Genomic DNA, 21,937 nt, shown 5'->3' with positions numbered 1-21,937 from the left:
TCGTCTGCCTTATGTCACAAGGATGCCACTCAAGGTCAGGGTAAGAGTTTGTTAGGATCAAAGGGCAGTTCAATCGGTCTAAGACTATGGTACTGCTGGGACAATCCGCAGCAGAACTGAAAGCATGGGTAGAAGCGCAAGGGCAGCCCGGCTATCGGGGGCAACAACTCCATCAGTGGCTCTATCAAAAGGGGGCGCGATCGCTCCAAGAGATTACGGTTTTTCCCAAGCAGTGGCGTGACGCCCTTGCTGAGGTAGAAATTGGCCGCTCCCAAATTCGCTATCGCCATGATGCCCAAGATGGCACTGTGAAGCTTCTGTTGACCTTAGCCGATGGCGAAACCATTGAAACGGTCGGTATTCCCAGTGGCGATCGCCTGACGGTGTGTGTCTCTTCCCAAGTGGGCTGTCCCATGGCCTGTGATTTTTGTGCCACGGGGAAGGGGGGCTATCGCCGTAATCTGGCGAGCCATGAAATCATTGATCAGGTGCTCACCATCCAGAGTGAAATGGGGCGCCGCGTCAGCCATGTGGTGTTTATGGGCATGGGCGAACCCCTGCTAAACCTCAAGGCCGTCCTACAGGCCGTCACCTGTCTCAACCGCGATATTGGGATTGGTCAGCGGCACATCACCATTTCCACTGTGGGCATTCCCCAGCAAATCCAGCGACTGGCACAGCACCAATTGCAAACCACCCTTGCCGTCAGTCTCCATGCCCCCAACCAAGCCCTACGAGAACAGCTCATTCCCAGTGCCAAGCACTATCCCCTCAGCCAGTTAATTGCCGATTGTCGTGCCTATGTGCAGCAAACGGGGCGCCGCGTCACCTTTGAATATACGGTTCTGGCTGAAGTCAACGATCGCCCGCAGCATGCCGAGGAACTGGCGCAGCTCTTGCGAGGCTTCCAAAGCCATGTCAATCTGATTCCCTACAATCCCATTACTGAGGCAGCCTATCAACGTCCCACGGAGCAGCGTCTGCGGCACTTTCTCAGCCAACTGCAAGCCCTAGGGGTCACTGCCAGCATTCGGCGATCGCGGGGTCTAGATCGACAAGCTGCCTGTGGCCAACTGCGCCAAGCCCAACTCAGTGCCTAAACATTTTTTGCTATCATAATTTCCTAATTCGTGTAATTCCTATCACATTTTGAATGAAGCCAGAGCTTTGGTTCATTGCTCCCGTTAGCGCGATCGCCCTCGGTGGTATTGCCACACTGATTCAACCCCAACAACCCTTAGCAACCCTTTTAGGGAGTGGCATCGGTGCCCTTGCGGGTGCGCCCCTCATTGAAAAGAACCAACGCCGTAGCGATCGCCTGCTTCGAGACATTCACACCGTCCTCTCCTCCGCCCCAGAGACCACCGACCTCAAAGCACTTCTCCTGCGAGAATTGGAGCAACAACGTCAACAACTCACTGACCTTGAACAGCAACTGCACCAAACACTTCCTGAAGCCCTGCGTCCGATGCGTAACGAGATCATGCAGAGGCTGGAAACCCTCAAGGACCATCTAAGGGACGCTGCTGTTAACACGGCGCCGCCGCAGCAACTTGAACCGCTCATTGAAGCCATTCATGCCCAGAGTGCTGCTCTGCAAACCATTCAAACCCTCCTGCAAAAACCCCAACCCCCAGCAACCACCCTAAAAACCGCTGTCCTCTACGACATTGAGAACTTAGTCTTTAACCAAGGGCAGCGACTGGATCCGGCCAGAGTCAATGAGCTGGTGTCCCTCGACAAGATCCTGGAATCAATTCAAGGCACCATTGATCTGGGGGAAATCGCCATCAAGCGTGCCTATGGCAACTGGCAAAATCAAATTCTCCAAGCCCTCAATGCTCAACTGGAGCGATCGCAAATCGAGCGGGTAGGGGTCTATGGTCGCAATCACAATCAGCGGAATGCGGCGGACATTCAACTTGCCCTTGATGCCATTGATCTAGCCTACCAACATCCCGACATCAATACCTTTGTGCTCATCTCCGGGGATGGTGGCTTTGGCTCCATTGCCCTGCGTCTGCGGGACTACGGTAAAACCGTGATTGGCTGTGCCTACCGTAACGCCGCCAGTGATAGCTTTCAGCGGGTGTGCCATCAATTTATTTTCCTTGAGAATCCCTTCATTCATTCTGCCCCTGCCACCAATGGCAGAAACGGCACACCTCCCCCACGTCAACCCCATCCAGAAAGTCGCCCAGCGCCACCCTCACCTCGGCGTCTTCCCATTGAGCCGTTGAACTATGAACAAATTCCGCCATCGGCGATTCAACAACGGGAAACTGAAAAACTCTTGGAGCTATTCTCCTACTACACCACTGATGCAACAAAACGGCGAGAACTCGCTAGGGGTATCGTCTTTAATACTGTATTTTTAGAAATGAGATCTGTGGTACCCCAACTCGATCCGCTGCGATTTGGCTTTTTGAAGCCCTCTGAACTAGTGGCCTACTTAACCACGCAACATCAGTTACAAATTGGCGTTGCGGTGAATGGTCAATTGGGTAGAACGATTCTCTGCTGGCGAAATAACCTACCCGAACGTTACACCCTGCGCACCTCCAGTCCCCAAAGCATTCACACCGTCTCGATCTACCGTAGTATCTTTGCCGATGAAGTGGCAGCAGATTTTTTACTGACTCAGGTGGGAGAGTGGTTAATTGCCCATCGCCCTCGCAATGCCCCTTTTGAGAGAATGATCAATATTATCCTTGAGCAAGCTCGTCGGCGGCAGCAGCGCATTGGTCAGCAAGGGATTAAGCGGGCGATCGCCAACTATGTCAAAGCGGGTATTCTCACCCGAACAGCGAACACCCTTACCCTCAACCCTGCCATCAAGGACTTTGCCACTTTGGCGATCGAGCTGCAAACCCGCTTTCGCCAAGCCGTGGAAGAGCGCCTCAGGAACATTGGTGAAACCGTGAATGAGCAGGTCTTTGCCCAAGCCGTTCCCCTCAAGCCGCTGCAACTGCCCACCCAGAGTCCAGAGAAGGCACCGGAATCTCCCTCTTAGGACGCATTGGGGGGTTCAATATGACTCGGTAGCTCTAAGCAGTACCCAGCCCCATAAACTGTTTTGATATAGCGAGGACTGCGGGGGTCGGGTTCTAATTTTGTCCGCAGGTGACGCACATGGACGCGGATGGTTTCAATGTCATCATCGGGGTCATAGCCCCAGACTTCCTTAAGGATTTCACTGGGGGAAACGGTTTGGCCGTGGCGTTGCAGCAGGCAGTGCAGCAGTTCAAATTCAAGGCGTGTCAGCTTAATAATTTTGCCAAACCAAGAGACCTCAAATCGTTCGGGCACCAGTGTCAATGGACCATAGCTGAGGATTTCGCGGTGGCCTGCGGTTGCCGGAATGCGATCGGCCCGGCGCAAAAGAGCACGCACCCGTGCCAGCATTTCCTCCAATTCAAAGGGCTTAGTGAGGTAGTCATCGGCACCAGCATTAAACCCCTCCACCTTGTTGTGGGTTTGGCTCAGAGCCGTCAGCATCAAAATCGGAATATCTTGGGTACGCGGATCGCGCCGCAGGCGTTGGCAAATGGTGAAGCCATCCACTTGGGGCAACATCAGGTCAAGGAGAATCAGATCGGGAGAGAGTTGCACGGCGAGGGCTTGCCCTTGCATTCCATCTAAGGACTTGGTGACCTCGTAGCCCGCCATTTGCAGGTTAATTGCCAAAACGTCAGCGATCGCAGGGTCATCATCAATGATTAAGATGCGGGGCTTCATAAGATGGACGGTACTCAATCCTCATGGGCGGCGAACTACCGCTTCTGAGAGAATTATAAACATCGCTGCAAAAACCTTAAGAGTTTGTTGAGTTTCTTTAGATTTTCTCAATATTTGACGCCAATCTAGGGATACAGACCTTCTCTAAAATAAGGGGTACATCCAGCAGATCAGAGGCTATCCTGCATCAGCTTGTCCAGTGTTGAGCGTGTGCAATCGATGGGACACTTAACGATCTAGAATTGGCCTAGACCACTTTCTAATCAGCACTTGGCGCAGTCTGAAACCCAGTTCTAGGCTGGCATTACGCGAAGCAACCTAAACTGAAAGTACGTTCATGCCGCGAGCTTTATGCGGTCTTCAGCGGATTTTCCACAAACCTAGGCTATACTTTGGGAATGCAACTTTTGGGCAGAAACGATGATCCTGTCCTGACTTTTGCGAACTGCTCACTCATGTAATGCTGTGGTTTGGATCGAATATGCTTGCTCCCATTCTTGTGGCACAAGCCGCTCTAGCAACTCCACCCCAACATGCATCCACCGTTGTACAGGAATATTCGCCTCGCTCGAATGTTGTTGTTCAGGCCAATGCGGTACCCGTCAACGTTCCACCTCCTGAAGTTCCTTCCCCACCCGCTGCAACGGCCTACGTCACACCCACCAATTTCGCCTATTTTCCCCAAGACATTCGTCCCCTCCCCGGCCAATTAGATGATGTGCCGGTCTTTAACAGCAACAGTCCAGAGATGGTGCGCTCTGAGGGGATTCTCCTCTCCACCTTTCCACCCCAAGGGAAATGGCAACCGGCCGCTCACCTCAACTATCCCCTAGAGGGACGCTTTGATGTCTTTGCCCACCACATTACCCAATCCAATCGGGCGGTGAGTACGCCAACCCTCTATTTGGGGCTGCTGGCCTATAACCCCACGGATCGCTATGTCACGGTGAGATTTCATCAAGCCGCTAGTTTTTTAAGTACGCCAGATGCTCCCTTCCGCAATTTGCCCGCCATGCTCGATAACCCCACGGGCTTTGTCTTTTCAGGGCCTGGCAGTCGAGTCACCAACCAAGTGCTGCGGGGGGTACGGCAGACGTTCTTTCCCTCACAGGTAACCATTCCCCCTCGTGAAGCACGGATGCTGGCTAATTTGCCGCTGCCATTGCCCACCCAATTTCCCAATGCGGTACTCAATCGGGTTCGCGCAGAGTTTATGCTCAATGCCGATGGCACGGTCGGCCCAATGCTGCCCTTAATCCCAGATACGAATCCCTTTGGCGAGGTCTCCTCCTCCAATGGCCGCTCCACCCTAATGTATTTAGAAAGCAATGGCCCGATTTATCTAGCGCAAATGTCAATGTTTGCCCGCATGAACGAGCAGGGCACCGAACGGGCACCCACCCTAGAGGAATGGTGGGCAATGCTCCATCGTGGTCAACTGGTGACCCCCCGCGATATTCCACCCACTCCCCCCAATAGTAGTCAGTTTGGTCGCTTTTTCTATGGTCGTGTGGCCGGTGTTAGTCAAGGCTCTCGCTGGCAAGCCACGCTCACCGATGGCCAAACCCATGGACAGGCTTTAACGATTCCGGCACCGGGGCGAGCCATCTCCTATGGCATTAGTACGCTCCACCGAGGCACCCTTGGCACGGGTCAAATTCAAAGTGCCCCCATGTTGGTACGCTATCCAGACACCGCCTACTACGCCCATGGCAATTATGGCGTTCACTATAGTTTGACCTTGCCCTTGGTCAACAATACTCGCCAGTTTCAGTCGGTGGTGCTAACGCTGCAAACCCCTCTCAAACAAGATCACCGCAGTGTAACGCTGCAGTTTCTGGAACCCCCTGCCCCGCAAGTCTTTTTCCGCGGAACGGTGCGCGTTCGTTTTACGGATGATTTAGGACAGATGCAAGAGCGCTATGTCCATTTGGTACAGCGGCGGGGTCAGCGGGGAGAACCATTAGTAACACTAAATATGCGTCCGGGTGAAAAACGCGATGTTACTGTCGATCTACTCTACCCACCTGATGCTACCCCACCCCAAGTGCTAACAGTAGCGACATTACTTGGCCCTAGCTATGAGAACACCACTCAAGTGCCCGCCGCTCCCAATTCTCTCTCCCTCACACCCGTAACGACACCCTAGGAGTGACCAGAGTGGGCGATCGCGCAGCGTGGCCAAAGGACAATCGCCTTGTTCTCATTGGGGATGTCCACGGCCATTATGAAGGCCTGTGCCGTTTACTGGATCTCATTTCACCTCGGGTGGGCGATCGCCTGTACTTTCTTGGTGACCTCGTGGATCGAGGGCCGAGTAGCGCCTCCGTCGTAGAATTAGTGCGCCAGTGTGGCTATGGTGCTGTGCGGGGCAACCACGAAGACATGATGCTCCTCACCTTCGAGGGCAAACAAATCAATGCTGCGCGGCTCTTTGTCTGGTGCAATAGTGGTGGCGATGAAACCCTTGCCAGTTACACTTCTACTGATTTGCTTTGGGAGCACCTCGACTGGCTGCACACGGTTCCCTTCTATGAAGATTTAGGGGATGTGTTTGTTGTGCATGCGGGTCTTGATCCCTATCTTCCCCTAGAACAGCAAGGCAGCCAACAATGCTGCTGGATCCGTGAACAGTTTTTAGGCCACCCCAAGCCCTACTTTGCCGATAAAACAATTGTGGTGGGTCACACGATTACATTTACGTTTCCCGGTGTGGAAGCCGGTAAAATTGTGCGCGGGGCTGGCTGGTTAGGGATTGAAACGGGTGCCTACCATCGCCGCAGTGGTTGGTTAACGGCGCTCGACTGGACGAATCAATGGGTCTATCAAGTGAATGTGCTCTACGGTGGTACCCGCCAAGGGGAATTGGCTCAATTTTTGACCGATTTAGGAGATGTCTCCTACAGTATCAGTTAGCGCTGGCGCCACGCCGACCACAAAAGACAGGCAATGCCGATATTGATGGCAATGTCCGCCACATTAAAGACGGGAAATTGAATCAAGCGAAAATCCAAGAAGTCAACCACCTCGCCCGTGAGAAAGCGATCAATACCATTGCCCAAGGCGCCACCCAGTAAACAACCATAGCCCACCTGCTGCCAGCGATCGAATCTCGGACCGAGCACTGCCCAAGTGATCAGACCCAAGCTCACGATGAGAGACAGCCAGCGCAACCAGACACTGCCATTGGCAAAGAGGCTAAAGGCCGCCCCGGTATTTGTCACGTAGGTAATATGAAAGACACCCGGGATAATGGGTGTTGTTTGCGGCGGCACTGTTAGGGCATAGGTGGCCACAATCCATGCTTTGGTCAGGCGATCGCTCATTAAGGCGAGGCCAGCCGCCCACCAAAAAAGGGGATTCTTGATCTTGAAGCGCTTACTGCTCATCCCACAGGACTAAGGGCAGCCACTGAGACCCGTGCTGCCACCTGTTGGGCGATCGCCCGTAGGGCTTGAGCCGAAGCAGACTGCGGATCCGCAATGAGAATCGGTTGACCCAAATCTCCCCCTTCCCGCACGGACAATTCCAAGGGCACCTGTCCTAAAAGGGGGACACCCATTTCCGCTGCCAAGGCTTCACCGCCCCCACTGCCAAAAATGTCATAGCGACGATTGGGCAAATCAGGGGGAATAAAGTAGCTCATATTTTCCACCAACCCGAGGACAGTGACCCCCAACTGCTGAAACATCCGCAATCCCCGCCGTGCATCGCCAAGAGCAACGGGTTGGGGCGTTGTTACGATGACCACCCCTGCCATCGGTACCGCTTGCGCCAGTGTGAGTTGGGCATCCCCAGTGCCGGGGGGCAAATCCACAATCAGATAGTCCAATGCGCCCCAATCACTTTGGTAGAGAAATTGGCGAATAATGCCATTGAGCATCGGACCGCGCCAAATGACCGGCTGATCGCGATCAATCAGGAAGGCCATGGAGACCACTTTCAAGCCGTGAGCCACTGGGGGTAACAGAACATCGCCTCTGGCTTCCTTGCGCACTTCGACAATGGCATCCTCTAGCCCCAGCATCGTCGGAACATTCGGCCCATAGATATCCGCATCAATAATGCCGACAGCAGCCCCCGCTTGGGCAAGGGCAAGGGCTAAATTCACCGCAACGGTACTTTTGCCGACCCCCCCTTTACCACTGGAGACGGCAATAATGTTCTTGACCCCCGCTACATCGGTGCGATCGGGCAGGCTCTTTTGCTGCGGCGTTTCAGCGGTAACCGCCACTTGCACATCCATCACCCCCGGCAGGGTAAAGATAGCCTTTTTGCAATCCTCGACAATGAATTCCCGTAGGGGGCAGGCGGGGGTTGTCAGCACCAGCGTAAAGCGAACCGTGCCATCCTCAATGGCGACATCGCGGATCATGTTCAACTCCACCAGCGATCGCCGTAACTCGGGATCTTCCACAGGGCGGAGAACGGCCAACACAGACTCAACAGTAAGGGGGGCACTCATGCAGGTGATTCGTTACATTCGCTACTTAGATAGCGATCGTACCACTGTTGGGCAGATTCCCCCGCCAGCCACAGCAGCGATACAGCCAAGAATGCAAGCCAAGAGCGCTCTCCGACGGGATTACATCACCCATATTTCAGAAAAGGGCGGTATTCTGGAAAGTATGAGCTATTTGGGATCAGAAGGATTGCAACGTTGACTCACTCCACCCTCCACCAACCCGCCACAGCCGCCGACCAAGGCCTGCAACGCCAACTTATTGTCATTCTCGATTTTGGGTCGCAGTACTCCGAACTCATTGCCCGCCGCATTCGTGAGACCCAAGTCTATTCCGAGGTCATTTCCTACCGCACCACTGCTGAGCAACTTGCCCAATTGGCTCCCAAGGGCATTATTCTCTCCGGTGGCCCCAACTCTGTCTATGACGAGAATGCTCCCCACTGCGATCCAGAAATTTGGAACCTCGGGATTCCCATCCTTGGCGTGTGCTATGGCATGCAACTGATGGTGCAACAGTTGGGGGGAACTGTGGAGCGAGCCACCGCCGGCGAGTATGGTAAGGCAGCGCTCTTTATTGACGACCCCACGGATCTGCTCACGAATGTTGAGCAAGAAACAATTATGTGGATGAGTCATGGCGATAGCGTCACCGAGCTGCCCCCCGGTTTTCGCGTCTTGGCGCATACCCACAATACGCCAATGGCAGCGATCGCCCATCCAGAGCGGAAACTCTATGGCGTGCAGTTCCACCCAGAGGTGGTGCATTCCGTGGGCGGTATTGCCCTGATCCGCAACTTTGTCTATCACATCTGCGATTGCGAACCCACTTGGACAACCGCTGCCTTTGTTGAAGAAGCGATCCGTGAAGTGCGCGCCAAAGTGGGGGACAAACGGGTACTCCTTGCCCTCTCGGGGGGGGTAGATTCCTCGACACTGGCCTTTTTGCTGCACCGCGCCATTGGTGATCAACTCACCTGTATGTTCATTGACCAAGGGTTCATGCGCAAAGGGGAACCGGAGCGACTCCTCAAGCTCTTTCAGGAGCAGTTTCACATCAAGGTGGAGTACGTCAATGCCCGCGATCGCTTCCTTGCCCAACTGGTGGGTGTCACAGACCCCGAAGAAAAGCGCAAACGCATTGGCCATGAATTTATTCGCGTTTTTGAAGAAGAGTCGCAGCGGCTAGGGCCCTTTGACTACCTTGCTCAGGGCACGCTGTATCCCGATGTCATTGAATCGGCAAATACCAACATTGACCCCCAAACCGGCGAGCGCGTAGCGGTGAAAATCAAGAGCCACCACAATGTGGGCGGTCTGCCGGAGAACCTGCGCTTTAAGCTCGTTGAACCCCTGCGTAAGCTCTTTAAGGATGAAGTGCGCCAAGTGGGGCGATCGCTGGGGCTGCCCGAAGAAATTGTGCGGCGCCATCCTTTTCCCGGTCCCGGTTTAGCGATTCGGATTCTGGGGGAAGTGACTCCGGAACGCCTCGAGATTCTGCGGGATGCAGATCTGATTGTGCGGCAGGAAATTAACCGCGCTGAGATGTACCACGACTTTTGGCAGGCCTTTGCGGTGCTGCTGCCGATTCGCACTGTGGGGGTCATGGGGGATCAGCGCACCTATGCCTATCCAGTGGTGCTGCGGTTTGTTACCAGTGAAGATGGAATGACTGCTGATTGGGCACGGGTGCCCTACGATCTCCTCGAGCGCATTTCCAACCGCATTGTCAACGAAGTACCGGGGGTGAATCGGGTCGTGTATGACATTACCTCCAAGCCACCGGGAACCATTGAGTGGGAATAAATTTGCCAGAAAGGGGAGCGATCGGTTTAACTGGGAAAGATGGTGGTGTAAACTTCCCACCGACTAAAGTCGGGGGCTTTCAGTAGCCCTAGGCCATTGAACAAGCCAAATAGCCTGAACTTCCAGCGAGCGTTACGGACTCGCCCAATAAGGCAATCACAGAGGCACCATTGAGATCAGCATCACCAGCCCAGCCACAATGACCACAAGCAAACTTTTTGCCATTTCGATAGGACCGACAAGGATCAGGATGAATATGCAGGCATCGATGGCAAGTTTGGCTGGTATACGCTGGATTGACCGTCACCCACTTCACGCCTTCTCGCAGACATTTGTACTCAATAAACTGCCGCAACTGATAGAACGACCAGCTATTGGAGCGTCTGCGTTCGGTTTTGCTTCGGGGTTGCTGATTCAGGCGCTCGCGAATTCCCGTCAAGTCCTCTATCGCGATCACCGCATTGAGCGCTTTCGCTTCACGGACAATCGCCGCACTGATCGAATGGTTGAGCCACTGTTGAAAGCGTTGTTCTTTACCCGCCAGCCGTTTCAAAAGTTTTCGGCAAGACCGCCGCGAACTTCTTGTGCCCTGCGAGGCTCGTTTTTGAATCGACGCTCTCACTCGATGAAATTTATCTCGACGTTCGTTTAACTGATTCCCATCCCAACCTCCACCTGTACTGGTTTTAGCAATCTCTCGTCGCCCCAAGTCCACGCCAATGACGGTGCTCGGTTCAGAAGGTTCAGGAACCTCTTCGGTGATTTGGATGTGGATATAGTAGAAGCCATCCCGATGTTTGCATAACTGAGCCGATGTTGGCCTTCGCCCTCTCAACCTGTTCTTTTGATAATCACCCATATCAAGCTGAATGGTCTCTCGACCCTCCAACAGCGTCAGGCTCACCGCCCCATCTTTTTCCTTGAAGGTAAAGATGCGAGCATCAAAATCTGCCGAAGTTGGCTTGAATTCTTGAACCGCTTTACCTTTCAGCTTGGCGGTCTTGCGGTTGGCTCCGACTCTGGCACAAACCCGAACCGCTTGATTAGCGCTTAACCCAAACCGAGAACGAAGTTCCTGATAAACCCTGTTTTGAATGGTGATCTTATTCGTTACGGTCGGCTGAACGGTTTTGTTGGCAAAGTTACAAGCCTCTGCAAACGCTTTCAAGAATCGCTCGATTTTGAGAGACTGTTCAGGAGTGGGCTGAAGCTTGCAAACGACTGTTAGGGTCTGTTCCATGGATAACAGTCTATCATCAGAGTGTATCATCTTTGGCAACGACTAAAGTCGTCTCTGTCTTTCCTCCCCGTACTAAAGTAATGGGGCTTCCAGACATAAATTCAGTGAGTGATGTGCAATGAACGGCAAATGGACACTGGCTCTTGGCTTCAGTGTAGGTGTGTGGCTGCCCCTCGCGGCAACGGCGCAATCTAGTCCACCCCAATGGCAAATTGAGGCTCGGCCAACAACTAACCCAACCTTTGAAGTGGCACCAACGGCGGAAGCACCGCCCCAATGGCAAGCCGTTCCCGAACCCAGTGGCGATCGCCCTTGGCAGCCAGCGACGCCAGAAGAACTAGCACAACCCATTCTCCCCCCCGTTGCTGAGCAGGCACCGACACCGGTCATTGCCGAAGAACCCCAGTATCGCATTCCCCCTTTAATGCGTCCGCCCACCCGTCTCTTTAACTTGGAGACCGCCAATATCCTGCCGGAGCAAACCCTTGAACTGCGGGGCGGCATCCGCAACTATGATCCCCAAGTGGCTGGGGGTGGCGGCGGTCTGCAAATTTTCTATGGCTCCATTGACTATGCGATCAATAATCGCTTGCAAGTGAGCTTTAGTGGCAATTACTACGATGACCCCTTGGGACGCTTGGTGAACGGGCTACAACCTGACCTTCAGTTTGGGGCGATCGCTGCTGGTCTCAAATATCAAGTGCATCGCGGCGAGAATCTATCTGTGGCTGTGGCTGGCTCCCTAGAGGCAGTGCGGGTGCGATCGGACAATTTCCTCTTTGTGCCGGGTGCCGCGCGAGCGGGGACGTGGACGGTTGCCGCCTCATTACAAGCGCCAATTACCTATTCCTTTAATCCCCAGTTGCAGTGGCACTTTACGCCCAACCTCACCTATTTTCCCGACACAGTGAACAAGGGCGGGGAATTTTACGGCACGAACTTCAACTTTGGCACAGGCATTAGTTGGCAGCCCCATCCTCGCTTTAATCTTTTTGCCGATGTCAATATGCCCGTCGGTCCGGGGGGCAATGCCGTGCGCAGTAGCGATGGCGCGATCGTCAACTTGCCCGTGTGGAGTGCCGGTGTACGCTTCCTAGTGAACCCTGCAGTGAGTATTGATTTGGCAGCCACCAACGCCTTTGGCATTACACCTGCCAGTCGAACCTTGGCTTTTTTGCCCGGTGCCGATCAAGTGGGTGTCATGGCGGGATTAAGCTATACCCCCAATATGGGGCCTGATTTTGCGCCACCCTTTTTGCCCAGTTTTCGCAGTGGGCCTCGGCAACCCCTCACAGATCGCGATCGCCAGCTTTTGCTCAATGGCCTCACCCTTACCTCCCCCAGCACCCTTGATCCGGGGATGCTGCACCTGCGGGGCAATAGCGGCACCACAGGAACCGGTTTTCAGGTGGGCTTTGGTCTTGCCTACGATGCCCAATTTGCTGTTGCCATTGAACAGTGGGAACGCGGCGAAACCCTCATCGAAAACATCAACTACAGCGGTAACTTGCAGTTGGGGCTAGCGGCTAAGTTGCGTTTCCTCGATCAGGCTCAAGGGGATCCCTTTTCTTTGGCTTTTCAAGGCTCATTTAATCGTGGCATTAAGCAAGGAGGGGGTGGCAGTCGTTCCCTAGGTGGCTTGGAACTGGCCTTTATGTATGAGCCAACTAAGAATGTGGCACTGCTGCTGAATCCCAAGTTAGGGATTTTTACTCCCAATCAAAAAGTAGTGGGTGGCGTCGGGGTCGGCCTCAATGTTGAGGTAGTCCGCAACCTCCAATTTATTGCGGAAGCCACTCCTGTCTTTGGCCAAACGGGGGTTTATAGTGCTGGCTTGCGTTACGTCGTGCCCCAGTGGGGACTAGGCATTGATCTCTATGGATCAACGGCAGTCGGCAGCAGTATTCCCAATGCAGGTCTTGTCGGTCAGGGGTCACCGGGGGTAGGGGTTAACCTCCATTGGCTATTTGGCGGATCGCGACAGCCAGAGAATTAAAGTCAAGCAAACTCAATAGTTGTTAATCCCCCCTCAAGAGAAATGAAGGGGGAGAAGGGGCTAACGCCTAACTGCCGTAGATACCTTTATCATCCCGTTGGAAGAGGCGCTTGATGTGCTCCCACGCCTTAATGAGGGCATTTTTTTCATCGTTGGACTCCTTCAGCGCCTCGTTGTAGGCTTCGACAAATTTAGACTGAGCGGCCTCCGAGAGATCTGCACGTACCTCTGGGGAAATATCCTCTGGCCCAGACAACTGCCCCTCAGGCTGACGCGGAATTTGCATCTCCGTAATGGCCGCCTCTTGACCGCCGACGGATTGCAATAAGAGAAAAATCTCCCCGGCTTTGTCCTCAGGGACTTCAACGACCAGAAAAAATTCACCTGCCTGTACCCGCGTTTGATAAATGGCAGCTTTGTCCTGCGGCATCCCCAAGGAAATCAGTGCGGAGCCTAACCCGGCGCCCAAAGCACCATAGAGAGCACCACTGGTCGCCCCCAAAAGGGCAGCCGCCAAAGGACCAGCAGCAGCCACAACGCCAATAAAAGGAATAAAGAGGACACCGACGCCGGTCAGCAGACTCAGTAGCGAACCAAACACCGAGCCATAGAGGGCACCCGTGGTGACGCCATCCAAAATAATATCTTTCTTAGTAATAAATCCACTAATGCGGGCTTCAGACTGAAAATTGCGGCCAATGATTGAGATATTTTCCTTGGGCACACCGCGATTCAAGAGCCGTTCGATCGCCTCTTTGACTTTGGCCTCTTCCTTGAAGGTGGCCGAGACACATTTTGTTGCTGGTTGAGCAAAAGTCGTACTCATTGATGGGTTTCCTCATCAGGACATAACCCCAGTATAGATACGAGCAATTATCGTTGACACCGAACCTCCAAGGTGAGGAAACAGAACGCTCTCCCCACTCGACTAATCGCGAGCAAGGTTTTCAAAGCGAGTGTATTGGGGGTCAAAGAGGAGCTTGACGGTGCCCACCGGACCATTGCGGTGCTTGGCAATCAGGAGTTCACAAATGCCGCGATCGGGGGTGTCAGGGTTGTAATATTCATCGCGGTACAGCAGGATCACTAAGTCGGCATCCTGTTCAATGGAGCCGGATTCGCGCAAATCAGACATGAGGGGGCGTTTATTTTGCCGTGATTCGACACTGCGGCTGAGTTGGGAGAGAGCAATGACAGGGACATTGAGTTCCCGCGCCAGTCCTTTGAGGGAGCGGGTAATTTTCGAGAGTTCCTGCACCCGACCTTCTGTGGTTTCTTCACCGCCCATTAGTTGCAGATAGTCAATCAAAATGAGGCCAAGGCCATTGGGATGCTCAGCATGGAGACGACGGGCAGTGGAGCGAATCTCCCCAAGGGTGGGATTGGGGGTGTCGTCAATGTAGATGGGCAGTTGCGAGAGAATCCCGATCGCCCGACTTAGGGGTTCCCACTGGTGTTGGCTAATGCGCCCTGCCCGTAAATAGTTGCTGTCAATGCGGGCTTCGCTGGCAAGGAGACGTTGCACCAGTTGCTCCTTGGACATCTCAAGGCTGTAGATCGCCACCCCCAGATTGTGAATTTCGGCAATGCGACGGGCAATTTGCAGGGCGATCGCCGTCTTGCCCATTGAAGGACGACCGGCAATGATAATCAAGTCCGATCGCTGGAAGCCTTGGGTCATGTTGTCCAGATCATAGAAATTGCAGGATAGACCCGGCTGAATATTACCGATTGCCCGCTGCTCTAACTCCGTAAACGTGCGGGTAAGAATTTCATCGGTGCGGGTCAATCCCTGCTGAATCCGATCCTGCGTCACGCTAAAGATCTGCTGCTCGGCCTGATCCAAGATCACATTCAATGAGAGACTGCTATCGTAGCCCAGCTTCACCACATGGGTACCAGCTTCAATGAGCTTGCGGCGCAGGTATTTTTCCTTGACCAAGAGGGCGTAGCGATCGATATTGATCGCGCTGACTGTGCGCTCCACCAGTTCCGCCAGCTTGGTGTGCCCCCCAACTCGCTCCAATAGACCCTGATCCTGTAACCAAGCGGTAACGCACAGCAGATCCGTGGGGCTGCCGCGACTGTGGAGAGACACTGCTGCCCGATAGATCTCACGGTGGGCACTGAGGTAAAAGGCCTCAACCGGCAAAATATCCACCACCCGGTTAATGGCTTCCGGGTCTAAGAGAATACCCCCCAAGATCCACTCTTCCGCTTCGAGGTTCTGGGGGGGAATCAGTTGGCTATCGGGCTGAAAACTTGGCTCCTGAACCATCAAGGAGGTTAGCCCTAATCGGCAACGACTTGGATATTGAGTTTGACACTCACTTCAGGGTGGAGCTTAATTTCAGCCGTGTAGGTGCCCAATTTGCGAATCTCAGGCAGAATCATTTCACGGCGATCAATGGTTTCGCCGGTAATGGCTTGGATGGCATCGGCCACATCTTGGGGCGTAACGCTGCCAAAGAGCATATCTTTTTCGCCCACGGGCATCGAGATAGTAATGGTGGCCAGTTTTTCGAGGGTGGCTTTTTGTTTTTCAGCAACGCCTTTGAGTTCAGCGAGCCGCTGCCGTTCTTTTTCTTGGAGCCGCTCTACACGCCGCAGGGCACTGGGGGTTGCTGGCTCGGCAATCCCTCTTGGAAATAGGTAATTACGGGCATAGCCAGGGGCGACTTCGACGACTTGACCCATTCGCCCGAGTTTATTGACGGTTTCATTCAAGACAACTTGCACCCGCTTTGCCATGGGGATCCTCTTTCATTGAACTGGATGGGTTAACAGCAAGCGTCAGCGCTGGTGGCTACGGCTGCTATTTTAGGACAAATAACTATTTTATAGCCTCTGGGGAGCAAACACCTACGGTGCGCGATGCGATCGCGACAAAAAAAGGGCAGAACGCTGTTCCACCCTTGTACCGAGTTTGTTCAAAAGTTAAGGGTTCACCTAGAGGGGATGGAAGAGCAAGTCGGGATAGAAGCGATTAAACTCAATCAAAATCCCAGCAGTAATCGTCATCCAAATGGCGGCCAGCACGGGCGCGGTGGAAAGATAGGTCAAAAAGTGTTTCATGGCACGTCGTCCTTGTAACAATCAACAAACAGTAAAGCTAGCGAGGGGAAACCGTGATTTCGTTATCTTTGGCGGTGAGTTCACCCGATGCCAGCTCTTTGAGGGCAGCCAGCGGCCAAGCAAACCCCGTGAGCATGCATTTGATGGCAAGGGGCACATCAATAATGATTTCTTTTTCGTTGGCCTCACCGCTATCGCGCACGGCAATCAAGTAGGCACGACCCACCCAGCCAATCCAGCCGGCAATGTACAGGAAGAGCACACTGGGAATGAGAAAATCACCCGCACGGCTGAGGCGACCATCCACAACGAGGTGGGGCAGACCATCTTGGCCGCACAGGGCTTGGCTGTAGCGCTCAAACCGTTTTTGACCGGAGGCGGGATCAGCGGTGGTATTCACAGCAGCGGCAGCGCGTTTTTGAAAGGCAGAAGAATCTTTGCAGGGGACGAGTCCTGCCACATCAGCGGAGGCTAGAGGGGTAAAACCTAGCCACAGGGTCAAGACAAGGAGTAGGGCTAACAATCGACGCATGGAGTGTTGTCCTCAAATGCAGACAGGTCAAAGTGCATTCACGGAGAGAGCAATCCCTCCCAAAGCTGCCATCATTTTAGCGGATGGGCTTCAACCCAACTCTAGGGGAAAGGTTAATAATTTTTACGAGGGCAAATAGTGACTAATGCTTCCTCTGGCGATCGCTCTATGGTTGATTGGGGCTACCGTACAGACTGCATCTATTGAGCCAGACAAAGCTCCTTTGCTAGACTAGATCTATTGCTGGACTTCACTTTCAAACATTTGCACGTCGGTGGCGCTGGGGGGAGAGCTGACCCACGGTGATTTCTTAACTATGAAAAGTGTTTCTCCTATTTTGCCCCCCATGGATGCTGACCTGACGTTTAACTTGCCCGATCAAAAAATCCTCGAAACCTTACCCCCCAAACAATTAGTGGCGATTATTTTGCGTCAGCAGCAAATTATTAATCAACTGCGCCATACCCTTTCGCAAATTCCCGGTGTCCCCGAGGTCATTCACCCGGAAGCTCCACCCCCCTCAGAACCCCATCTAGCACTGGTGAGCGAGGACACGGTTTGTTATTTTCCCTTGACGGGTGGGAACTGCTGGACAATTGGCCGCAGTGAAGACAATTCCATTGTGCTCGGCGATCGCTGGATGTCACGGAACCATGCCATGATTCAGCGCATGGGACAGGGGGAGTTTTATCTGATTGATCTCGGCAGTCGCAATGGTACGTTTGTCAATGGTCGCCGCGTCAGTATTCCCGTTGCCCTGCACAATGGCGATCGCATTACCTTTGGCCAAACGGAACTGGACTTTTTTAACGAACCCTTTGCCCCCCTATTTGGGGAAAATGCCACTCTGTCTTTACCCCAATCCGAAGGCTCCGCCACAGCACTTCTCCATGTCCGCCGTCTGTTGACGGTCTTAGTTGTGGATATTCGTGACTTTACCAAGCTGACCCGGCAACTCGAAGAGGAGCTACTGTCGGAGCTAATTGGCACGTGGTTTCATCGGGCGGGTGAAATTATTCGTCAATACGGCAGTTGGGTCGATAAGTACATTGGTGATGCGGTCATGGCGGTTTGGATTCACGAAAGCGAGGAGATTGGCTATCAAGAAATTTGCCACACCCTCTCTGCCTTAGAGGATTTACGGCTGATGACGGGAGAACTGCACCAGCAATATCCCTTGCCGTGGCCACTGCGCATTGGTTCTGGCTTAAATACAGGCTATGCAATGGTCGGTAATACGGGGAGTGGCGATCGCCCCGACTATACTGCTCTGGGAGATACCGTTAACGCCGCCTTTCGCCTTGAGAGTGCCACCAAAACCATTGCGGCTGATCTGGCCATGGGGGCAACCACCTACCACTACCTTGTGCAGTCTTGTCCAACCGTTGTTCCCTTTCGACCCCAAGTGCTGAACCTCAAGGGTTATGATGCCCCTGTACCCGCCTACGTAGGCAGCTTTGATGAGCTTCATAGGTTCCTTGCCCAAGCCATCAAAGGTCGGGACACCCTGCACTAAACACCTCAAAAAAGGGATTAAGGGACGGCCTCCCTCTGATATTATTGAATCACCTGTAGGGGGCAGCCTAGACATCAGTCTATTGTGGGCGTGATGCCTCAGTTTCCTCTGTCACCCTGCTGGCGATCGGCTACCGCCGCCTGCGCTCGCTGTGCGATGTGGTCAGTTCTTTGCTTTGACTCTTAATGAACCGCTGTTTTTTGTAATGACCTGTGAGATTTGGGAGGTAAAGGAATTATGCAACGTTTGGGCCGCTGGCTAGCACTGGCTTACTTCGTGGGCGTTAGCCTGTTGGGCTGGATCAACTGGAGTGCCCCAACCTTGGCGGCAACTGCATCCACCGAGAAAGAACTGGTCAATGTGGTAGATGAGAAACTCGGCACTGCCTTTGGTGAAAAAATTGACCTCAACAATACCAACATTGCCGCCTTTATTCAATACCGGGGTCTGTACCCAACCCTAGCTAAATTAATCGTTAAAAATGCCCCCTATCAATCCGTTGAAGATGTCCTGAACATTCCCGGTTTGACGGAGCGGCAAAAGGAAATTCTGCGGGAAAACTTGGATCACTTTACGGTGACCGAGGTGGAAACGGCTCTCGTTGAGGGTGGCGATCGCTATAATAATGGGCTATACAAATAACTACCCCCATTAGATCAATTTTGGGTTAGCGTTGACTCCCGCAACTTCTGAATTTGATGTCTTAATCATTGGCAGTGGTGCTGCGGGTCTCAGTGCTGCCCTTGCCCTTCCCCCTAGCTATCGCATTGGCCTCATTACCAAAACTGACCTGCGGCAATCTGCCAGCGGCTGGGCACAAGGCGGTATGGCTGCGGCCATTGACCCGACGGATTCTCCCTTGCTCCATGCCCAAGATACCCTTGCTGCGGGGGCGGGTCTCTGTGATCCAGTGAGTGTCCAGTTTTTGGTTGAGCAGGCACCGGCACAGGTGGAGCGGCTCTTGGCGATGGGGGTCGCTTTTGATCGCGCGGGCGATCGCCCGGCCCTGACTCTCGAAGCGGCTCATTCCCGTCCTCGGGTGCTCCATGCCGCTGACACCACCGGTCAAGCCCTGATTACGACCCTGCTTGAGCAGGTCACTGCTGCACCTCACATTACACTTCTACCCAATAGCTTTGTCTTTGATCTGTGGCTAGAGTCGGGGCGATGCTGTGGGGTGTGTCTGTTGCGGCAGGGACAACTTCAGTGGCTGCGCTCGGGTGCAGTCGTTCTCGCCACGGGGGGCGGCGGTCAAGTTTTTGCCCAAACCACGAATCCCCCCTTAAGCACTGGCGATGGTGTGGCAATGGCATGGCGGGCAGGCGCCCACATTCGCGATGTCGAGTTTTTCCAGTTTCATCCCACTGCTCTTGCCGTTGAGGGAGCACCGCGATTTCTGATCAGTGAAGCAGTGCGCGGTGAAGGGGCGCATTTAATCGACAACACAGGGCATCGCTTTGTGGCGGATTACCATCCTGCTGGCGAGCTTGCACCACGGGATATTGTCAGTCGTGCCATTTACCGTCACCTTCAGCAGAGCCATGCCCCCCATGTCTGGCTGGACTTACGACCGATTCCTCGCGATCGCCTGCACTACCGTTTTCCGAAAATCATTGCTGTCTGTCGGCAGTGGGGCATTGATGTTGAGCAGCAACCCATTCCCGTGTCTCCAGCAGCCCATTACTGGATGGGGGGAGTCGTCACCGATTTACAGGCCAAAACCAGTCTTCCCGGCCTCTATGCCGTTGGCGAAGTTGCCAGTACGGGTGTCCACGGTGCCAATCGCCTAGCGAGTAACTCCCTTTTGGAATGCTTTGTCTTTTCAGCGCAACTGGCACATCTGCACCTTCAGCCCCTTCCCTTGGCGGTGTCCCCTGTTGGTCAGCAAGCCCTTGAAATTCAGCCAGTGAGCTTTCAGCAGTGGCGCCAAGATCTGCGGGAACTCCTGTGGCAAAGTGCTGGCATTTGTCGCGATGCTCCCACCCTGATGGCCGCTCTTTCCCAAGTGAAGGAATGGCGCCAAGAATTGCTGGCTCATCCGATCGCGATCGCCTTTCGTGAACTCAACCCCAATCACTGCTATACCCTCAGCAATGCAGCCGCTCAAACGACTCTTTGGGAATGGGGCGAGCTACGCAATCTCTTGGACATTGCCTACTTAATTCTTAAAAGTGCCCTCTTTCGCGAGGAAAGCCGCGGGGGTCACTACCGCCAAGACTACCCCCAACCCGATCCCAACTGGCAAATGCACACCCTGATTTGGGGAGAGCACTGGCAAAAGGCGGCGATTCAAGGCGTCCAGAGTAAACTATAGTTGCTATAGATTCCAAAAATTTTTTGCGGTGATCTATCCCTATGATGCAGTCACGGCGTGTGCAGGAAAGTTTGGTGGGTCTGGTGATCCTTGGGGGCTTAGCCACATTAGGGGTCGGCCTACTCTGGTTGCGGGGCAACCTTGCCGGTGCCAATAGCTACACCCTTGAGGTGGAATTGGATACAGCACCGGGTTTAGCAGTGGGGACACAGGTGCGCTATCGCGGTGTCCAAGTGGGACGAGTCACGGCCATTGGTTTTGATGCCAATGGTGTCCAAGTGAGTGTGCGCGTCAACAATGTGTTGATTCCGCGTAGTGCTGTACCGGAGATTCGCCAGTCGGGCTTTATTGGTCAGGCCTTTTTGGACTTTACCCCCAAGGAGCGGGTACCGGAGATTCCCGAGGGCATCACCGCCTTTGCCCCCAAGTGCCAACCCGACTTGATTTACTGCAACGGCGATCGCGTGACTGGGGTACGCACTGCTAGCTTAGAGGATTTAGTGCGAGCGGCCACTCGTTTTACCACTGCCCTTGAGGAATCGGGCATTATCAACAACGCCAATACCCTGATTTTGGGCGCAACCCGCACCGTCAATCGTGCAGATCAATCCCTGACGAAGGTGACCACTGCCCTCGATAGCTTCAACGCCCTGAGTAATGAAGCCCGTGCTGAACTACGGAACTTTGGCACAGCCTCGCAAGCAGTGACCCGTGCGGCCAACCAGATCAGTGAAATGGTTGAGGTCAACCGCAACACGATTAACTCCGCCTTGCGCAATATTGATGGTGCTGCCCGCGATCTGAGAACCACGCTCAAAGCACTGCGCCCCCTGACAAATCAACTGGAGCAAGGGGAATTGCTGGCCAATTTGGATGCCCTCATTAAGAATGGTGCCGAGGCAGCGGCTAATCTCAATAAAGTCTCTGGAACACTGAGCAGTCCTATCATTATGCTGTCGATCGCCCAAACCCTAGATGCAGCACGGGCAACATTTATCAATGCCCAAAAACTCACGAATGACTTGCTCAAACTCACCGGCGATGAATCTTTCCAGTCTGATTTGCGACGCCTTATTAAAATCCTCAGCCGCCTACTGGCTTCGAGTCAAGAGCTTGAGCAGCAATTTTTGGCACTCCATGCCACTTCCCTAGGCGAAACTCAGCCACCCCCCCCTAGCCCCGTCCCCAGTCCAAGTGTGGCTGCAACGCCCCCCAAAGAGGAGGAAGCTGCCGTGACCAGTGATCCTTAGGCTGGCAA

At 53.7% G+C, this 21,937-nt stretch carries 20 protein-coding genes; 11 read left to right on the top strand and 9 right to left on the bottom strand.

Going from position 1 to position 21,937, the window contains the following annotated elements; all coding sequences use genetic code 11:
• Positions 1-86 precede the first annotated feature (86 nt).
• Together rlmN and KV190_RS03505 are read left to right on the top strand one after the other, a co-directional pair.
• Complete coding sequence (gene rlmN / locus KV190_RS03510; RefSeq protein WP_460194620.1) at positions 87-1,100, top strand: dual-specificity RNA methyltransferase RlmN; 1,014 nt, start codon at positions 87-89, stop codon at positions 1,098-1,100.
• A gap of 53 nt (positions 1,101-1,153) precedes the next feature.
• Positions 1,154-3,013, top strand: coding sequence for an NYN domain-containing protein (locus tag KV190_RS03505; protein WP_460194619.1), 1,860 nt, complete (start codon positions 1,154-1,156; stop codon positions 3,011-3,013).
• Here the strand turns inward: KV190_RS03505 and KV190_RS03500 are convergent.
• Complete coding sequence (locus KV190_RS03500; protein ID WP_297052096.1) at positions 3,010-3,738, bottom strand: response regulator transcription factor; 729 nt, start codon at positions 3,736-3,738, stop codon at positions 3,010-3,012. The two genes, KV190_RS03505 and KV190_RS03500, sit on opposite strands and share 4 nt — an antisense overlap.
• Positions 3,739-4,219: 481 nt before the next feature.
• Here KV190_RS03500 and KV190_RS03495 point away from each other — a divergent pair, with 481 nt between their 5' ends.
• On the top strand, positions 4,220-5,887 hold the full coding sequence (locus KV190_RS03495; protein WP_460194618.1) for a DUF3370 domain-containing protein: 1,668 nt from the start codon (positions 4,220-4,222) through the stop codon (positions 5,885-5,887).
• Between the two features lie 11 nt (positions 5,888-5,898).
• Complete coding sequence (locus KV190_RS03490; RefSeq protein ID WP_460194617.1) at positions 5,899-6,654, top strand: metallophosphoesterase family protein; 756 nt, start codon at positions 5,899-5,901, stop codon at positions 6,652-6,654.
• Here the strand turns inward: KV190_RS03490 and lspA are convergent.
• Positions 6,651-7,127, bottom strand: coding sequence for a signal peptidase II (gene lspA, locus KV190_RS03485; protein WP_460194616.1), 477 nt, complete (start codon positions 7,125-7,127; stop codon positions 6,651-6,653). The two genes, KV190_RS03490 and lspA, sit on opposite strands and share 4 nt — an antisense overlap.
• Positions 7,124-8,203, bottom strand: a complete 1,080-nt coding sequence (locus KV190_RS03480) for an Mrp/NBP35 family ATP-binding protein (RefSeq protein ID WP_460194615.1) — start codon at positions 8,201-8,203, stop codon at positions 7,124-7,126. Before KV190_RS03480 ends, lspA begins: the two co-directional genes overlap by 4 nt.
• Between KV190_RS03480 and KV190_RS03475 the strand changes: the two genes are divergently transcribed.
• Positions 8,202-8,402: a hypothetical protein gene (locus KV190_RS03475; RefSeq protein ID WP_460194614.1), complete on the top strand. Its 201-nt coding sequence runs from the start codon at positions 8,202-8,204 to the stop codon at positions 8,400-8,402. The genes KV190_RS03480 and KV190_RS03475 overlap by 2 nt on opposite strands.
• The gene (guaA, locus tag KV190_RS03470; protein ID WP_460194613.1) at positions 8,399-10,006 is read left to right on the top strand and encodes a glutamine-hydrolyzing GMP synthase; all 1,608 of its coding nucleotides are present in this window, start codon (positions 8,399-8,401) and stop codon (positions 10,004-10,006) included. The genes KV190_RS03475 and guaA overlap by 4 nt, the downstream gene beginning before the upstream one ends.
• 88 nt (positions 10,007-10,094) lie before the next feature.
• Here the strand turns inward: guaA and KV190_RS03465 are convergent, their stop codons facing one another.
• The gene (locus KV190_RS03465) at positions 10,095-11,246 is read right to left on the bottom strand and encodes an RNA-guided endonuclease TnpB family protein (RefSeq protein ID WP_460194612.1); all 1,152 of its coding nucleotides are present in this window, start codon (positions 11,244-11,246) and stop codon (positions 10,095-10,097) included.
• 118 nt (positions 11,247-11,364) lie between these two features.
• On the opposite strand from KV190_RS03465, the gene KV190_RS03460 reads away from it, so the two are divergent.
• Positions 11,365-13,242: a hypothetical protein gene (locus KV190_RS03460; protein ID WP_460194611.1), complete on the top strand. Its 1,878-nt coding sequence runs from the start codon at positions 11,365-11,367 to the stop codon at positions 13,240-13,242.
• 67 nt (positions 13,243-13,309) lie between these two features.
• Here the strand turns inward: KV190_RS03460 and KV190_RS03455 are convergent, their stop codons facing one another.
• The 5 genes from KV190_RS03455 to KV190_RS03435 form a co-directional block, all read right to left on the bottom strand.
• Positions 13,310-14,068 carry a ChaB family protein gene (locus tag KV190_RS03455; RefSeq protein ID WP_460194610.1) on the bottom strand — a complete coding sequence of 253 codons (759 nt, stop codon included), beginning with the start codon at positions 14,066-14,068 and terminating at the stop codon, positions 13,310-13,312.
• Positions 14,069-14,170: 102 nt separating this feature from the next.
• The gene (gene dnaB / locus KV190_RS03450) at positions 14,171-15,520 is read right to left on the bottom strand and encodes a replicative DNA helicase (RefSeq protein WP_149820297.1); all 1,350 of its coding nucleotides are present in this window, start codon (positions 15,518-15,520) and stop codon (positions 14,171-14,173) included.
• Between the two features lie 14 nt (positions 15,521-15,534).
• A complete protein-coding gene (rplI, locus tag KV190_RS03445) occupies positions 15,535-15,993 on the bottom strand; it encodes a 50S ribosomal protein L9 (RefSeq protein WP_149820295.1) in 459 nt (152 codons plus the stop codon).
• Between the two features lie 198 nt (positions 15,994-16,191).
• The gene (psaJ, locus tag KV190_RS03440; RefSeq protein WP_011058244.1) at positions 16,192-16,317 is read right to left on the bottom strand and encodes a photosystem I reaction center subunit IX; all 126 of its coding nucleotides are present in this window, start codon (positions 16,315-16,317) and stop codon (positions 16,192-16,194) included.
• A 37-nt stretch (positions 16,318-16,354) separates the two neighbouring features.
• Positions 16,355-16,849: a Photosystem I reaction center subunit III gene (locus KV190_RS03435; RefSeq protein WP_460194609.1), complete on the bottom strand. Its 495-nt coding sequence runs from the start codon at positions 16,847-16,849 to the stop codon at positions 16,355-16,357.
• Between the two features lie 316 nt (positions 16,850-17,165).
• Between KV190_RS03435 and KV190_RS03430 the strand changes: the two genes are divergently transcribed.
• The 4 genes from KV190_RS03430 to KV190_RS03415 all read left to right on the top strand — a co-directional run bounded on the left by KV190_RS03430 (position 17,166) and on the right by KV190_RS03415 (position 21,929).
• On the top strand, positions 17,166-18,365 hold the full coding sequence (locus KV190_RS03430) for an adenylate/guanylate cyclase domain-containing protein (protein WP_460194608.1): 1,200 nt from the start codon (positions 17,166-17,168) through the stop codon (positions 18,363-18,365).
• A 237-nt stretch (positions 18,366-18,602) separates the two neighbouring features.
• Positions 18,603-19,007, top strand: a complete 405-nt coding sequence (gene psbU / locus KV190_RS03425) for a photosystem II complex extrinsic protein PsbU (protein WP_460194607.1) — start codon at positions 18,603-18,605, stop codon at positions 19,005-19,007.
• A 31-nt stretch (positions 19,008-19,038) separates the two neighbouring features.
• Positions 19,039-20,679: an L-aspartate oxidase gene (nadB, locus tag KV190_RS03420; protein WP_460194606.1), complete on the top strand. Its 1,641-nt coding sequence runs from the start codon at positions 19,039-19,041 to the stop codon at positions 20,677-20,679.
• A gap of 41 nt (positions 20,680-20,720) precedes the next feature.
• Positions 20,721-21,929: an MlaD family protein gene (locus KV190_RS03415; RefSeq protein WP_460194605.1), complete on the top strand. Its 1,209-nt coding sequence runs from the start codon at positions 20,721-20,723 to the stop codon at positions 21,927-21,929.
• The last annotated feature ends 8 nt before the right edge of the window (positions 21,930-21,937 follow it).

The organism is Thermosynechococcus sp. FA-CM-4201 (assembly GCF_054689355.1).
Note: the sequence above shows the minus strand (reverse complement) of the source record. Positions and strands in the feature narration are given on the sequence as shown.